Below are 14,404 nucleotides of genomic sequence, written 5' to 3'. Positions count from 1 at the left end.
GGGTTTGCCAACCTCGCTGGGCAAACACATAAAGCGCTTATGAATTTAAACTCATAAGCGCTTTTTTAATCACCTCAATATAAATCGACCAAATCAGCGGCAATATTTGCCGCTTCGCGCGTCGGCGTATCGATACTTTCCTTGCGGCGCTTTTCGATTTCCAGCTCTTCCTTAAGATTACCCTCACCAAAGGATAGTCCGTCATCCAAGCGGAAAACACCGACATCCGACTCACCTAAGGCCTTGCGACGCTCATTAAACTGCTGGCGCTGTTGCTCCATATCCTTACGCTCTTGTAGACGCTTCTCGTAATTTAAGGAGACCTCCTTGCGCTCAGATAACTTCACGCTGTAGTCTGTTTCATCCACATACAGCTGCCATGAACCGGATTCCTTAGCCCGTTGCTCATGTAACTTTCGCAGCTCTTTAATAATCGGCTGCATATCCTTAAATTGACGATGTTTAACTGGATTAATCTGGGTCCATGGCAAGGCATTAGGGTAACTCGACTCGCCAAACTCCTCATGATTAAACTGTGAAGGGAAATGAATATCTGGCTCAACCCCTTTGGCTTGCGTGGAAGCGCCATTTACTCGGAAGAACATTTGAATCGTCCATTTTAAAGCACCGATTTCAGGATTAGTGATCATTTGTTGCTTGATAAAATCAGACAAATTCGTCAGGGTCTGCACCGTGCCTTTACCCCAAGTATCATCACCGACCACAATACCACGTCCATAATCCTGTATCACGGCAGCAAAGATCTCCGAAGCAGAGGCAGAAACACGATTCACCATCACCACCACTGGTTTATCCCAAACCATGGCTTGACTGTTACTACGTACATGAGAAACACGATCGTTATTATCCTTGACCTGCACAATATGATTCATCGGTCCAACGAATAAACCGCTCAAATTCGCTGCTTCTGATAAGGAACCGCCGCCATTATTACGCAAATCCAGTACCACGGCTGAGACATCTTGCTGATTCAAGTCCTCTAGGATTTTTTTCACATCACGCGTCACGCTCTTATAGTCATCTTGACGATTGGAGCGCCCCTCAAAATCCTCGTAAAAGCTAGGAATCGTAATCACACCAACCTTACGCTGTTTACCTTCAACCTCAACCTCGAGTGTTTTAACGCGTGCCGCTTGATCCTCCATCATCACCCGATCACGCACAATGCGCACAATACGACTCTGCGCCTCTACCCCCTCATCTCCGGGCAAAATCTCCACCCGCACCACGGTACCACGCTCACCGCGCACCTTAGCGACAATATCATCAAGACGCCAATCAATCACATCCTCCATCGGCCCCTCTTCACCTTGACCAACCGCAACAATACGATCGCCTGGTTGAATCTGTCCCGATTTTGCTGCCGGCCCACCGGCAACGACTTCGCGAATTTGTGCATACTCATCACGCTTTTGTAGCACCGCTCCAATGCCCTCAACTGAAAGACTAAGTTGTACATTAAAGTTTTTAGCCGACGTGGGGCTAAAATAACTGGTGTGAGGATCGGTGCTATCGGCATAAGCATTTAAGAACATCTCAGCCACGTCTTCGCTATTAGCCTGAAGGGTTAGCTTCTGATTATTGGTATAGCGCTTACGCAAACGGTCGAGAATCTCGGCATCCGTTTTATCGACCAGCTTTAAGCGTAAAAAGTCATTTTTTACACGTTGACGCCATAAATTATGCAGCTCATCCTTGCTTTTGGGCCAAGGCAGTTTCTTACGATCTATAGAAAAAGACTCATCCTTAGTGAAATCGAACTGATGACCACTATCTAGTAAGGCAAAAATATATTGATAATGCTCCTGCACACGCTCCCGATAGAGCGTATAAATATCAAATGCCATGCTTAACTCACCATCGGCAATCATGGCTGCGGTATTTAAACGCTGCGGACGGAAACGCTCAATATCTGATTGCAGCAAAAACATACGCTGAGGATCTAAGGCATCAAAATAGGCGTCAAAAATACGCCCCGCCATTTCTTCATCTAGTGGCTGCTTATTGTATTCAAAGCCAGACAAAATACGGCTAGTAATCACAGCAGCCCGATAGAAATCCTCGCGCGTGGAAAGCTTGGGCAAGATCTCACTGTCTTGATACGTTGTGGGCGCTTGTTTAGACTCTCTGAGCGCAGCCATATAATGACTGCCAACTGAACCCACTTGAGCAACTGTTTGAGCCTGTGATTGATGCATCACCGAACTCTCACAAGCACTGACTACAAAGCAGGAAGAAAGCAGCAGTGCCAACAATCTAATGCGTGATTTAATCGTCATGAAATACAAAATCCTTAAAGCCTGACTAGACAATCTATCATTTTAGCGATCTTTCGCTAAGACTGCTAAAATGAAGAATAATTCCTTTAATTTTACGTGACGGTAAACAAAGCAATGGCCCTAACCCCCTTTTTTAAATCCAAGCTCAAGCTATACACCACGACTCTGCTATTAAGTGCCTTTAGCCACAGTGCCTTAGCCCAATCTGCAGCAAGCTTTCCGAGCTGTCTACAATCCCTGCAAGCAGAGGCTACTGGCGCCGGGGTGAGTCCAGCCACCTACCATGCTTTAACCCATCAATTACAGCCAGAGCTAAGTATTTTAGAAAAGCTCAACTATCAGCCTGAGTTTCGTCAGCCTATCTGGGACTATCTGGCGGCGCTCGTTGATGAGCAGCGTGTCGCTGAAGGTAAGGCGCTATTGCGACAGCATCATGATTTATTGCAGCGTGTACAGCAAGTGTACGGTGTGGATCCCGCCACAGTCGTTGCGGTTTGGGGTGTTGAAAGTAATTACGGGCAAAACTTCGGCAGTTACCAAATCATCCAAGCCCTCGGCACCTTAAGCTGCTACGGTCGACGTCAGGCTTTTTTCCGTAAGGAGTTTTACTCAGCACTTAGAATCGTCCAATCCGGTGATATTAAGGCCGATGAGTTTAGGGGTTCATGGGCTGGTGCCTTTGGCCATACTCAATTTATGCCAACTACCTTTGAGCGCTTAGCGGTTGACTTCGACGGCGATGGTCGTCGTGATCTTATTAGCAATACGGCAGATGCCTTAGCTTCTACCGCTAACTACCTCAAGCGTAATGGCTGGCAAACAGGACAAGTATGGGGTTTTGAGGTAAAGCTGCCGGCAGGCTTCAATACCAAGGGTGAAGGTAGAAAAACGAAGCGCAGCATTCAGACTTGGCAACAACGTGGGCTTAAGGGCGTATTAGGTCAATCATTAAGCGAACTAGCACCTGCTAGCCAGCAGGCAGGATTACTAACACCGGCTGGCCCTCAAGGTCCAGCGTTTTTAGTATTTAAAAACTTTGATGTCATTTATAGCTACAATGCCGCAGAAAGCTATGCCTTAGCCATCGCACATTTAGCTGATCGCTTAGCTGACGGTCCGGGCTTTTTTACCCCTTGGCCTACGGATGATTTAGGTCTATCACGAGCCGAACGCGTACAACTACAAAAGCTGCTATTAGCCCGTGGCCATGCCATCGGTGAAGCGGATGGTCTTATCGGCGCCCGCTCCCGCGAGGCAATTAAAGCAGAAGAAAGTCGCCTCGGCTTGCCGGTGACTGGTCGAGCGGGTCAGAAAATTCTCAAACGCTTACAGCAATAAGCATTTTCTTAACGCTAAAAAATACAGCTCACATCAAATACATGATGTGAGCTGCATCACTCCTTTAGGTACAGAGGTCGAATCAATCACCGTCTAAAATACGACCCTCTAGCGCAATTGCATCATTGGCTGATGCCATCGGTACATTTAAAATACCATCGCTAACCGCACGATTAATATTGAGATTAGAAATCAGATTGTCTTTATAGGTAACCGTCAACGAGCGACCGATATTCTGAGAGGTAATACGCTGTAACTTCTGGCTGCCGTTGGGGTTAAAGAATAATCTCACATAAGGACGACCCTGATCATCCTGCTCAGCTAAGACATTTTTCAAATCACTGCGCAATAAGGTCTGACGAGGATCAACATAAATACGCTGATTATTGCGCTCAACCATCACATAACCATCAATCGGTGTTGCCGATGAAGCATAAATTACCAAAGAGGAGGTGGTGGTACGCTCCGTGCTACCCTGATAAGGTGGTGGTGGGGTCTTAGGAACATTCTCAAGTGGTGTGCCTGTGCCCGTAGTGCGCTGTGTCTTACTAGAGGAGCCGAAGGTACCATCCATAAAGTCATTAAACGTCTGACAGCCGGCTAATAGCGTTGAGCTAACAACCACGCCCAAAAGCAACTTTTTATTAATCTGCATTATTCCTATACTCTCAAAAGATATCAATTAGTTGTAGCTATTAAAGTTTCTATTTTACCGTAATGACAAGAAAATTAATTAAAAATCAACTTTTTACAGTCGATAGCCACTTTTATCAACCACCATCAGCTTGATAATTCACGCACAAAGCGTTTATAAAAACCGTTCATGTGCTTTTAAATAGCGCCATTGACCCTGTGGTAGATCTGCCAAGGTGACATTTCCCATACGTACCCGTTTCAAACCCACGACCGTCAAACCCACCGCCTGACACATGCGACGAATTTGACGCTTTTTACCCTCTTGTAGAATAAACTTTAACTGATCATCATTTTGCCAAGTGACTTCTGCTGGCTTTAATTGCTCACCGTCCAGTGATAGTCCGTAATTTAATAGGCGTAGACCATTATCCGTGAGATTACCCTCAACCCGTACTAAATACTCCTTTTCAACTTCCGAATCCTCAGCGATTAACTGACGCGCGATGCGTCCGTCTTGGGTCAACACCAATAAGCCTTGGGAATCGATATCTAAACGCCCTGCTGGCGCTAAGCCTCTTAGGTGCTGTGGCTCAAATTGATGTTTATTCCGATCAAATTGGCGCTGGGGTGTAATTAAGGAGGTGGCAAGTTTATAATTGCCGTCAGCCTGGTGTGACACATAGCCTACCGGTTTATTTAAAATGATGGTGACGCGCATATCTTGCTTTTGCTGAGCAAGTTTATTTAAACTAATCACTTGCTTAGTGGTGGCCTTGGCGCCAAGACCTACCACTTGACCATCTACCTTAACCCAACCTTTTTCAATATAATGATCAGCTTCACGCCGCGAACAGATACCTCGATCAGCTAAAAGTTTGGATACACGAATTTTTTCTACTGTTTTTTTCATAAGTATTAATAAATTATAATGATGACTGATACACACCTAGCACAAAATTCTTGGCGTAGCGAAGTCGAACCCTCATTCAGTGAGGTAGAAAAATACTGGTTAACACGTCCGGGCGCACTCACTAGCGGCTTACGCCAAGTAGGTGACTTTTCTATCGAGGTCCTAAATGAGTATATTGCCTATGTTAAAGAGGATGAAGCGTCTGAGCTAAACTTAAAACTAAATGACATCGTTTGGGTACGCGAAATCGTCATGAGCATCAATGCCCAGCAGGCTGTCTATGCTCGCAGTCTTACCAGCTTAGAAGCTTCAAAGACTATCTGGAAAGGCATCCGAGCACTTAATACGCGACCATTGGCAGATATTTTATACAATGATCCAGCGATTAGCCGCAGTCGTTTTGAAACAACTAAACTCACTCCCCCCCTCTCGCTCAGCCAATCCCTTAGGCACTACCTCAAGCTTCCTCAAGGTGCATTTCTTGCTAGACGTTCGACATTTTTCCAAAATGATATGGGGCTGATGGTTAATGAAGTCTTTTTGCCGGGTTTTTGGCAAGCGCTAGCAAAGCACGCAAAAACGCAGCAGATCAACTTCTAGTGCTCATCAAATAGCCAAGGCGTCTTGCTCGCCAGTGCGGATACGAATTACTTTTTCAACGTTGGTCACAAAAATCTTACCGTCGCCGATTTTGCCGGTACGTGCCGCCTTGATAATAGCCTCAATACACGCATCAACCTGATCCTTGGTCACCACCACATCAATTCTTACCTTGGGCAAAAAATCCACCACATACTCGGCACCGCGATACAGCTCGGTATGACCTCGCTGTCTACCAAAACCTCTGACCTCGGTGACGGTTAAACCGTTAACACCAATTTCAGATAACTCCTCACGCACCTCATCTAATTTAAAAGGCTTAATGATTGCGGTAATTTGTTTCATTAGTTATACCTTAAAATAAATTGTTCTTTTCAATAAGACTTTCGCTATTATCCTTCATTTAATCAAACTTTACAGCTACTCAGCTGCTCTTAACTGTTGTTTTTAGTATTTAAAGCCATGAGCAAGTGGATAGCGCCAATCCAGACCAAAAGCGCCCTCGCTGATGCGGGGACCTGGCGCTGTTTGACGTCTTTTATACTCATTAAACTTTAATAAACGGCTAATTCTCTGCACGGTGGTCTCATCAAAACCCGCTTGCACGATCGCTTCACTACTTTGCTTTAGCTCAATCAAGCGATACAAAATCTCATCTAGCACCTCGTAAGGCGGCAAACTATCTTGATCTACCTGCCCTTCGGCCAACTCCGCCGAGGGCGCACGACTGATTATGCCTGGCGGAATAATCTCTTGCTGCAGATTACGCCAATGCGCCAAGCGATAAACTAAAGTCTTAGGCACATCTTTAAGAATCGCAAAACCTCCCACGGTATCGCCGTAGAGGGTGCTGTAACCCGTGGCTGCTTCGGATTTATTACCACTACAAATCACCATGCCCCCGAGTTTATTGGATAAGGCCATTAAAATCACGCCGCGAATTCTGGCTTGTAGATTTTCCTCCGTGGTATCTGCCGGTAGGTCCCCGAATACAGGCGCCAAGCCCGCCATATAGGCATCAAACATGGGTTCAATACTGATTTGGTGATAGCGCACAGCTAAGCGATCAGCCATATCCTCTGCTAAGTCCAAGGATAATTGCGAAGTATATTTGGATGAGAGCATCACGGCAGTGATATTGTCTGCACCAATGGCATCATAAAGTACCGCTAGCACTAAGGCAGAATCCATCCCACCGGATAAACCTAAAGTCGCCTTAGACATGCCACTATCCCTTAAAAAATCACGGGTCGATAACACTAAGGCGCGCCAAATTTCAGCCTCCGTCGCTTCTGTGCTTTGATATAGAAGCGTCTCTGGTAGCGCCTGGGCATGTGACTCAGGGCTAAGCGCATGGGCCTGGACAAAAGACCAACGCTCGCGTTGATCCAGTTGAAAGATGGCCATTGCCTCTACAAAGTGGTCTAATTCAAGCTGCAATTCTTGCTCATGATTTAGTAAAAAGGCATGCCCCTCATAAATTAGCTCATCATGCCCACCCACCTGGTTGGTATAAAAGAGATTGACTGGCTGCTCAGCCAATTGATCGCTTAGACGCTTTTGATACTCACGGATACGACCCACATGATACGGTGTAGCATCTAGCAGCAAGATACTTTTAACGCCCTGCTCAGTCATGCGCTCAGTAAATCCAGTGCGCCAAATCTCATCACCAATGGCAGTGGCAAAATGATGCCCCTTAATATCCAAGCTTGGTGACGCTAAATCAATGCCCTCATCTAAATCAAAGGTATCCCCCAAGCGCTGATTACTTTTTGCCGATAATTGATGATGTGTCTGCTTAACTTCACCATTAAACAACACGGAAGCGCTATTAAATAACTGCCCTTCATGTGGACTTAAGTGGCCCACGACCACATATAAACCCTTACATTGAGCCAATTCTTGCGCTAAACGTTGGAGCGCCTGTTGTTGCTCAACTAAAAAAGCTTGGCGGCTAACCAGATCCTGTAAACCCACGCCACAAAGGGCTAAAGCCGGCAATAACAATAAATCCACCGACTGCGACTGCGCTGCTTTGGCAATGGCAACAATTTTTTGAATATTTGCCTGAAAATCGGCAACAGCGAAACGGGCTTGGGCAACGGCAATTGTTAAAGGGCGCTCAGTCATAACATTTTCACAAATAAAATACGCTTTGCATCAGGCGGCGTACAAAGCCTTTATAATTAAAGATTAGATTAGCAAAATAATTCATTACATTGCGCCACCTGCTTTTTGCTAGGCGCTGTTCTATATTTTACAGATATTTTCAATCAAATGACTGATTCTACTACCCCGGATAACAACACTCACAATCAATTTGACAATAAAGCCAAGGCTTGGTCAGCTCGTTTTAGCGAGCCGGTTTCTGAGCTAGTTAAGCGTTACACTGCATCAGTGGATTTTGATAAACGCCTGGCCCCTTTTGATATTCAAGGTTCGCTTGCGCATGCTGAGATGTTGGCCCATGTGGGCGTTATCAGCAAGGATGATTTAGCCCAGATTGAACAAGGCATGGCTACGATTCTTCAAGAGATCGAGGCGGGTGATTTTGATTGGTCGCTTGATCTTGAAGATGTGCACTTGAATATTGAAAAGCGTTTGGTGGAGCTTATCGGCGATGCTGGCAAGCGCCTACATACCGGTCGCTCACGTAATGACCAAGTAGCGACGGATATGCGCCTCTGGTTACGCGCTGAGATTGACCGCTTACTTGAATTACTCAAGCAGTTACGTCAAGCCTTAGCGCGCGTTGCCCTAGCGCAGCATGCGACGATAATGCCAGGCTTTACACATTTGCAAGTTGCGCAGCCAGTGACCTTCGGTCATCACTTGCTAGCCTATGCAGAGATGTTCCAACGTGATGCAGAGCGTTTAGCTGACTGCCGTCGCCGTGTTAATCGCTCTCCTCTGGGCGCTGCTGCTTTAGCCGGCACCTCCTATCCTATTGATCGTGAGCGTAGCGCTGAGCGTCTGGGTTTTGAGGCGGTCTGTCGTAATTCTTTAGATGCGGTGTCAGATAGGGACTTTGCCATTGAGTTCTGTGCCGCTGCCAGCTTAGTGATGACACATATCTCACGCTTTTCTGAGGAGTTAATTCTCTGGATGAGCCCACGTTTTGGCTTTATTAGACTCGCTGATCGCTTTTGTACCGGTAGCTCCATTATGCCGCAAAAGAAAAACCCTGATGTACCGGAACTAGCGCGCGGTAAAACTGGTCGTGTTAATGGTCATTTAATCGCCCTACTTACGCTGATGAAGTCTCAACCACTGGCTTATAACAAAGACAACCAAGAGGATAAAGAGGGTTTGTTCGATACCGCTGACACCTTACGGGATACCTTAACCATTTTTGTAGATATGGTAGACGGTATAACAGTTAATGCGGATAATATGCGGGATGCCGCACTGCAAGGCTTTTCAACAGCCACAGACTTAGCGGATTACCTAGTCAAAAAAGGCCTGCCTTTCCGTGATGCGCATGAGGCGGTTGCCTTAGCAGTACGCAAATGTGAAGAGCTTAGTTGTGATTTGGCCGAACTGGATTTAGCGCAACTTAAAGCTTTTGACAATCGCATTGAAGAGGATGTGTTTGAGGTCTTAACCCTTGAGGGCTCGGTTGCTGCTCGCAACCACCTTGGTGGCACCGCCCCCGAGCGTGTTAAAGCCGAGGCTGAGCGAATTTTGGCAGAAAAGTAGTTGATAGCCTGAAAAAAAGCTAAGGGTGTATATACATCCTTAGCTTTTTTGTTGAGCTCCTAGGCTGTTATCGTGTGTGCCTTTACTTTGTTAGCATGGATTGGACAGCGTGCCGGCAATTGTTGATAAACCACACATCACTCATCATCCTCAGGTGCACCGAGTGAATTAACTACCCGATAGACCACATCCGCAGTAAAGCCTCGGGAGGCCAGAAAACGCATCTGCTTGGCCCTTTCCTTGGCCTGCGCTTCAGGACTCTGCTGCTTGAATTGCTGCAACAGTGCCTCATCTACCTCGCTCTCTGGATCATAGGGATCTAATCCGTACTTCGCACCAAAGCGCTTTAACCAAAGCTCCCGAGCTCGTTGATACTCCGTATCTTTGAGATCGTCCCGAAGTTCGGCTAATGTGTCGCTATCAAGCTTGTGCTGCGATAGGGTTTGTAGAATTTTTTGATTACCCCAACGCTGCTCTCGGCTCTGCACAAAACTCTCTACAAAGCGCTCGTCAGACTGCCAGTTTTCCCGCTGTAGACGGGCCAGCACCGCATCTATCTCATCCAAATCGTCCGTATAGCGCTGCAACTTTTGCCGCAGCTCTGCTTCAGAATGCTCACGACGTGATAAAAACGCAATGGCTCGTGCTAATAAACTGAGCTGCGATTGCTTGGACTTAGCGGCTGAAGACTTAAGCAACAGCTCCTCGGAAAGGGAGCTGTAATCTCCGGGATCGTGACTATCGTGCGAACTCATCTAATTGACTCAGATTTCCTCAGGCGATTCGGCGTCTGCACCCTCAACCGGATCGGTCGACATGGCACGTTGGATAATGCCTAAGTCCTCGCGGATCTTATTCTCAATCTCCATTGCCATGGCAGGATTTTCTCGTAAATACTCACGCACATTGTCCTTACCCTGGCCGATACGGGTGCCTTCATAGCTATACCAGGCACCGGCTTTATCCACAATCCCTGCTTTCACTCCTAGGTCAATAATCTCACCCTCACGTGAAATGCCGGTACCGTACATAATATCAAACTCGGTTTGCTTAAACGGAGGGGCGACTTTATTTTTGACCACCTTAACACGAGTCTCATTACCAATGGTTTCGTCACCACGTTTAATTGAACCAATGCGGCGGATATCCAGACGTACCGAAGAATAGAACTTCAGTGCATTACCCCCAGTGGTGGTTTCAGGACTACCGAACATCACACCGATCTTCATACGAATCTGATTAATAAAGATCACCATGCAATTGGTGCGCTTGATGGAGGCAGTTAATTTGCGTAGCGCTTGACTCATCAAACGTGCCTGCAGACCGGGTAGATTATCACCCATATCACCCTCAATCTCAGCACGTGGCGTTAAAGCGGCAACCGAGTCAATCACGATCAAATCCACTGAACCAGAACGTACTAAGGCATCAGTAATCTCAAGCGCCTGCTCACCTGTATCTGGCTGAGAAATCAAGAGATCCTCAAGATTAATCCCTAAGCGAGCCGCATACTGCACGTCCAAGGCATGCTCAGCATCAATAAAAGCACACGTACCGCCGATCTTTTGCATCTCAGCAATCACCTGTAAGGTTAAGGTGGTCTTACCTGAAGACTCCGGACCATAGATCTCGATCACACGACCACGCGGCAGCCCGCCGACACCTAAAGCAATATCCAAGCCTAAGGAACCGGTAGACACAACCTGAATATCGTGCTGGACCTCATTATCACCGTAGCGCATCACGGATCCCTTACCAAATTGCTTTTCAATCTGGGATAAGGCTGCTGCCAAGGCTTTTGAACGCTCGTCATTAGCCACACTAGTTGCTTTTTTACTCATGCAATTTTCCTTAAAATTAAATTATGGTGCTGATGTAGCGGTACTTGCTCTGCTACGGTGCAATCATTATGCCATTAATTATACTGTATATTTGCACAGTATTGCTAATTTTATCTACCCCTTGTGTTTTTCTTACGACTTAGTATTAAGTGCTACACTTAGCTTTTTGGCAAAAATATGTGGTTCAAAAATCTCAAACTATTTCGTCTCAATCCTGACTGGACAATCTCTGCCCGAGACTTGGAGGAAAAGTTACAGGCACATGCCTTTGTCGAAGGTAGCCCGGGACCAGACACCAAACTCGGCTGGACTACTCCGCTGGCGGAAAGTGGCTTAGTGTATGAGCTGGGCCAGTATTATTTCCTTTGCTTACAAGCAGAAAAAAAACTACTACCGGCCAGTGTAATTAACCAATTTACCCGTGAAAAAGCACTCGAAGTTGAGGAGCAACAAGGTTATAAGCCAGGTCGTAAGCAAATGCGTGAGATTAAGGAGATGGTCACTGACACCCTCATTCCTAAGGCATTTAGCATTTTTAGGCAAACCCGTGTCTGCTTGGATTTGGAAAATCACTGGCTCTATATTGATGCAGGCACCGCAGCCAAGGCCGATGAGGTCATCTCCTTATTAGTCAAGGCCTTAGACCCCATGCCAATTCAGTCTTTTATGACCGAAGTCTCTCCTAGCACCGCGATGACAGAATGGATCTTTAGTGATGAGGCGCCGGCAGGCTTTAATTTGGAACCTCAGGTGGAGTTTAAATCAACCCAAGAGGATCGTGCGACGGTACGTTTTAGCAATGTGATTCCAGGCCAAGAGGAAGTAACTAAGCATATTGAGAGCGGTAAAATTGTCACTAAGCTTGGTTTAACTTGGCGCGATCGTATCAGTTTTGTACTGAATGACACCATGGAAATTAAGCGCATACAGGCGTTGGACATTCTAGATGAACAGCGCAACCCGAGTGGCGCCGATGAGATTGAACGCTATGAAGCGGATATGACCTTGATGTGCAAGGAATTTTCAGGCTTACTTGAGGATCTTAGCAGCGCCCTTGGTGGTGAGAAAAAGCAATCATAGGCGGTCCAAGTCATCACGGGCTAAGCCACTCCTCTAGGCAGTGTGCTAGCCCATTGATGATGGCACGGGCCAATCAATTAAGGTCCATTTCATCCCGTATTTAGCATCACCAAAATATGACTTTTCTGCTTCAAAAAAGTCTTTTAATAAGGCGATTTGCTCCGCCTCCAACTGACCGTACTGCTGCTCCATTTGTTTTAAAAAAGCGGCTTCATCGGTGCAGCTTGCCAAACGACCGGCCGCTTGTACAAAGCTTAGGCTAGGGTCAATGCCCATTTCATAGAGCACATTAACAATATGAATATAATCAGGATAAGGCGCTTGCTGCTTATTTAAGCGCTCAGCGATGACTGGCTGATCAAAGCGACCACCCACCAAGTAGGAGTAGTAAATATGCTTTTTAGCGTAGCGGTGAAACTTAGCAAATAATGCCGCTACATCCGCATCTAAACCTGAACGTGAGGATATTAATATATCCACCTGAGGCACCTTGCCTTGCCAATCATCTTCTTTGGCTAAGTGGATGGTACTGATATTTTCAATCCCGGCAGCACGCGCATTAAGCTCCACATAATCTAACATCACACGGCTATAGTCTAGGCAATAGACATGCTCAACCAAGGGCGCCATTTGCATGGCTAAAACACCATTACCCGAACCCACATCTAGCACCGTAGCGATACCGTTAAAATCAATGCGGTCCATAAAGGCTTTGATATAGGGGGAGACCACCAGCCCTTTTTGCTGCATGGAATGCGCACGCTGATCCCAACGTGCTGGCGGCTGCTCTGCAAAGCCAATGTGCGCCATATAATCTTTATACCATTGGCTCATATCAAGGTCTGGTAAAATGCGACGTTGTGACATATGGCTCCTCCTTTTGCTCAAATCGGGCTAATCCTCGGCGAGTTGTGCATCCAACCAAGCCATCACTTCCTCTACCATAGGAAAGAGCTCAACTCCTAAGTCACCACTGTAACTGCGCCAAGCATCAGCATATTTTTGGTGTACAGCTGCTAGCACCGGCACCCCCTCACTGGCGGCGCGTGTCATTTCCGCAAGTAAGCCATTGCCCTCTGCCTCAGCAACCCCAAATTTATTAATCACTAAGACATCTACCCCTTGGTCCAAAGCCTCACGAGGTACCTCACTGGACTCTGCTAACGCCACGCTATCAAGCCGACACCCACTAGCACCGGCACCTCGACTAACAAGTATCGTGTATTCACGATCGTCATTCACCGAGCAAATCACCTCACCAATATAGCCACCCGCAGCGTCTTTTTTATTTAATAAGCCACCCACCCTGAGCTGCCTTTGCTTCATTGCGGCAACCGCATTCCACATGGTCATCACCGCTTCGTTACCATCATCTTCAAAGACTATCACTGCTAAGGGTTTATTTTTCATCACCTACTCGCTGCCATTTATTTTAATCTTAAGGAAATATTAAAGAGCTGGGGCACTGCCTGTTGATTTTCAGCCTCTTGAGCTTGAATTGATTCAATATGCGTGCGGAATACTAAACGTATTTCATACAGCCCGGTGGCGGGAATGGTATAAGGCTCACCGCTAATCAAGGTATACACACTACTGCTGACATTACTAAATAGGAGCATCTCAAAGGTCTGACTTTCCTGAGCCGCCAACTCCGCTAGCAATTCCTGACCAGCCGTTGCATGCAGTCGAAAAATGGCATTACCCGCACCTTTAATGTAGCCTGTGTATTGAGCGCCATGTTGCAAATCATCGTCAATATCATGCGAGAAATTGGTCAGTGAACGTACCATAATCTCTTCCTGCTTTTGCTTGCTAATCACCTTGCCCTCTTCTATTTCTTGAGGCGCCGCAGGGATTTCCTCGGGTAAACTTTTGGTTGGCGGCATCAGACCCGCCAAAGCCACCAAGGCAAAAGTAACCGCAGCAACAATAACAATGATTTTTTTAGAAAGCGGAGTAATACGCATCGATCACATTGAATAAACTAAATTAAAAAC

The 14,404-nt window shown here is 46.5% G+C and carries 14 protein-coding genes; 4 read left to right on the top strand and 10 right to left on the bottom strand.

The window, feature by feature from the left end; genetic code table 11:
• Positions 1-74: 74 nt before the first annotated feature.
• Positions 75-2,300 carry a carboxy terminal-processing peptidase gene (locus tag HMPREF3144_RS03645; protein ID WP_082144995.1) on the bottom strand — a complete coding sequence of 742 codons (2,226 nt, stop codon included), beginning with the start codon at positions 2,298-2,300 and terminating at the stop codon, positions 75-77.
• 114 nt (positions 2,301-2,414) lie between these two features.
• Between HMPREF3144_RS03645 and HMPREF3144_RS03640 the strand changes: the two genes are divergently transcribed.
• Positions 2,415-3,638 (top strand): lytic murein transglycosylase, encoded by a 1,224-nt coding sequence (locus HMPREF3144_RS03640; RefSeq protein WP_070476456.1) that lies wholly within the window; start codon positions 2,415-2,417, stop codon positions 3,636-3,638.
• 82 nt (positions 3,639-3,720) lie between these two features.
• Here the strand turns inward: HMPREF3144_RS03640 and HMPREF3144_RS03635 are convergent, their stop codons facing one another.
• Both HMPREF3144_RS03635 and HMPREF3144_RS03630 read right to left on the bottom strand, forming a co-directional pair.
• On the bottom strand, positions 3,721-4,293 hold the full coding sequence (locus HMPREF3144_RS03635) for a SecDF P1 head subdomain-containing protein (protein ID WP_036558389.1): 573 nt from the start codon (positions 4,291-4,293) through the stop codon (positions 3,721-3,723).
• 153 nt (positions 4,294-4,446) lie between these two features.
• Positions 4,447-5,184, bottom strand: coding sequence for a pseudouridine synthase (locus HMPREF3144_RS03630; protein ID WP_070476454.1), 738 nt, complete (start codon positions 5,182-5,184; stop codon positions 4,447-4,449).
• Positions 5,185-5,202: 18 nt separating this feature from the next.
• Here HMPREF3144_RS03630 and HMPREF3144_RS03625 point away from each other — a divergent pair, with 18 nt between their 5' ends.
• The gene (locus HMPREF3144_RS03625; protein ID WP_018026150.1) at positions 5,203-5,784 is read left to right on the top strand and encodes a chorismate--pyruvate lyase family protein; all 582 of its coding nucleotides are present in this window, start codon (positions 5,203-5,205) and stop codon (positions 5,782-5,784) included.
• Between the two features lie 6 nt (positions 5,785-5,790).
• Here the strand turns inward: HMPREF3144_RS03625 and HMPREF3144_RS03620 are convergent, their stop codons facing one another.
• Both HMPREF3144_RS03620 and HMPREF3144_RS03615 read right to left on the bottom strand, forming a co-directional pair.
• A complete protein-coding gene (locus HMPREF3144_RS03620; RefSeq protein ID WP_018026151.1) occupies positions 5,791-6,129 on the bottom strand; it encodes a P-II family nitrogen regulator in 339 nt (112 codons plus the stop codon).
• 102 nt (positions 6,130-6,231) lie between these two features.
• The gene (locus HMPREF3144_RS03615; protein ID WP_070476452.1) at positions 6,232-7,917 is read right to left on the bottom strand and encodes an NAD+ synthase; all 1,686 of its coding nucleotides are present in this window, start codon (positions 7,915-7,917) and stop codon (positions 6,232-6,234) included.
• Between the two features lie 147 nt (positions 7,918-8,064).
• On the opposite strand from HMPREF3144_RS03615, the gene argH reads away from it, so the two are divergent.
• Positions 8,065-9,486 carry an argininosuccinate lyase gene (argH, locus tag HMPREF3144_RS03610; RefSeq protein ID WP_018026153.1) on the top strand — a complete coding sequence of 474 codons (1,422 nt, stop codon included), beginning with the start codon at positions 8,065-8,067 and terminating at the stop codon, positions 9,484-9,486.
• Positions 9,487-9,623: 137 nt separating this feature from the next.
• Here the strand turns inward: argH and recX are convergent, their stop codons facing one another.
• Both recX and recA read right to left on the bottom strand, forming a co-directional pair.
• Positions 9,624-10,241 (bottom strand): recombination regulator RecX, encoded by a 618-nt coding sequence (gene recX / locus HMPREF3144_RS03605; RefSeq protein WP_018026154.1) that lies wholly within the window; start codon positions 10,239-10,241, stop codon positions 9,624-9,626.
• Positions 10,242-10,250: 9 nt separating this feature from the next.
• Positions 10,251-11,327 carry a recombinase RecA gene (gene recA, locus HMPREF3144_RS03600; RefSeq protein ID WP_018026155.1) on the bottom strand — a complete coding sequence of 359 codons (1,077 nt, stop codon included), beginning with the start codon at positions 11,325-11,327 and terminating at the stop codon, positions 10,251-10,253.
• Positions 11,328-11,504: 177 nt separating this feature from the next.
• Between recA and HMPREF3144_RS03595 the strand changes: the two genes are divergently transcribed.
• Entirely contained in the window at positions 11,505-12,407 is a 903-nt protein-coding gene (locus tag HMPREF3144_RS03595) for a recombination-associated protein RdgC (RefSeq protein WP_070476450.1), read from the top strand.
• 45 nt (positions 12,408-12,452) lie between these two features.
• Here the strand turns inward: HMPREF3144_RS03595 and HMPREF3144_RS03590 are convergent, their stop codons facing one another.
• From HMPREF3144_RS03590 to HMPREF3144_RS03580, 3 genes are read right to left on the bottom strand one after another with little or no spacing between them, the layout of a single operon-like run.
• Positions 12,453-13,274 carry a class I SAM-dependent methyltransferase gene (locus HMPREF3144_RS03590; protein ID WP_070476448.1) on the bottom strand — a complete coding sequence of 274 codons (822 nt, stop codon included), beginning with the start codon at positions 13,272-13,274 and terminating at the stop codon, positions 12,453-12,455.
• Positions 13,275-13,301: 27 nt separating this feature from the next.
• On the bottom strand, positions 13,302-13,817 hold the full coding sequence (locus HMPREF3144_RS03585) for a DUF2478 domain-containing protein (RefSeq protein ID WP_018026158.1): 516 nt from the start codon (positions 13,815-13,817) through the stop codon (positions 13,302-13,304).
• A gap of 17 nt (positions 13,818-13,834) precedes the next feature.
• Positions 13,835-14,374: a hypothetical protein gene (locus HMPREF3144_RS03580; protein WP_018026159.1), complete on the bottom strand. Its 540-nt coding sequence runs from the start codon at positions 14,372-14,374 to the stop codon at positions 13,835-13,837.
• Between the last annotated feature and the right edge of the window lie 30 nt (positions 14,375-14,404).

Origin of the sequence: Oligella sp. HMSC05A10, from assembly GCF_001808335.1 — a bacterium.
GTDB lineage: Bacteria > Pseudomonadota > Gammaproteobacteria > Burkholderiales > Burkholderiaceae_B > Oligella > Oligella urethralis.
This window is presented reverse-complemented; position numbering and strand designations above follow the sequence as displayed.

What these genes read in the sequence shown, in the direction of transcription:
- HMPREF3144_RS03590 (WP_070476448.1), bottom strand. Translation starts at nt 13,274, where the DNA reads ATGTCACAACGTCGCATTTTACCAGACCTTGATATGAGCCAATGGTAT.
- argH (WP_018026153.1), top strand. Translation starts at nt 8,065, where the DNA reads ATGACTGATTCTACTACCCCGGATAACAACACTCACAATCAATTTGAC.
- recX (WP_018026154.1), bottom strand. Translation starts at nt 10,241, where the DNA reads ATGAGTTCGCACGATAGTCACGATCCCGGAGATTACAGCTCCCTTTCC.
- HMPREF3144_RS03585 (WP_018026158.1), bottom strand. Translation starts at nt 13,817, where the DNA reads ATGAAAAATAAACCCTTAGCAGTGATAGTCTTTGAAGATGATGGTAAC.
- HMPREF3144_RS03625 (WP_018026150.1), top strand. Translation starts at nt 5,203, where the DNA reads ATGATGACTGATACACACCTAGCACAAAATTCTTGGCGTAGCGAAGTC.
- HMPREF3144_RS03580 (WP_018026159.1), bottom strand. Translation starts at nt 14,374, where the DNA reads ATGCGTATTACTCCGCTTTCTAAAAAAATCATTGTTATTGTTGCTGCG.
- HMPREF3144_RS03645 (WP_082144995.1), bottom strand. Translation starts at nt 2,300, where the DNA reads ATGACGATTAAATCACGCATTAGATTGTTGGCACTGCTGCTTTCTTCC.
- HMPREF3144_RS03635 (WP_036558389.1), bottom strand. Translation starts at nt 4,293, where the DNA reads ATGCAGATTAATAAAAAGTTGCTTTTGGGCGTGGTTGTTAGCTCAACG.
- HMPREF3144_RS03615 (WP_070476452.1), bottom strand. Translation starts at nt 7,917, where the DNA reads ATGACTGAGCGCCCTTTAACAATTGCCGTTGCCCAAGCCCGTTTCGCT.
- HMPREF3144_RS03630 (WP_070476454.1), bottom strand. Translation starts at nt 5,184, where the DNA reads ATGAAAAAAACAGTAGAAAAAATTCGTGTATCCAAACTTTTAGCTGAT.
- HMPREF3144_RS03640 (WP_070476456.1), top strand. Translation starts at nt 2,415, where the DNA reads ATGGCCCTAACCCCCTTTTTTAAATCCAAGCTCAAGCTATACACCACG.
- HMPREF3144_RS03620 (WP_018026151.1), bottom strand. Translation starts at nt 6,129, where the DNA reads ATGAAACAAATTACCGCAATCATTAAGCCTTTTAAATTAGATGAGGTG.
- HMPREF3144_RS03595 (WP_070476450.1), top strand. Translation starts at nt 11,505, where the DNA reads ATGTGGTTCAAAAATCTCAAACTATTTCGTCTCAATCCTGACTGGACA.
- recA (WP_018026155.1), bottom strand. Translation starts at nt 11,327, where the DNA reads ATGAGTAAAAAAGCAACTAGTGTGGCTAATGACGAGCGTTCAAAAGCC.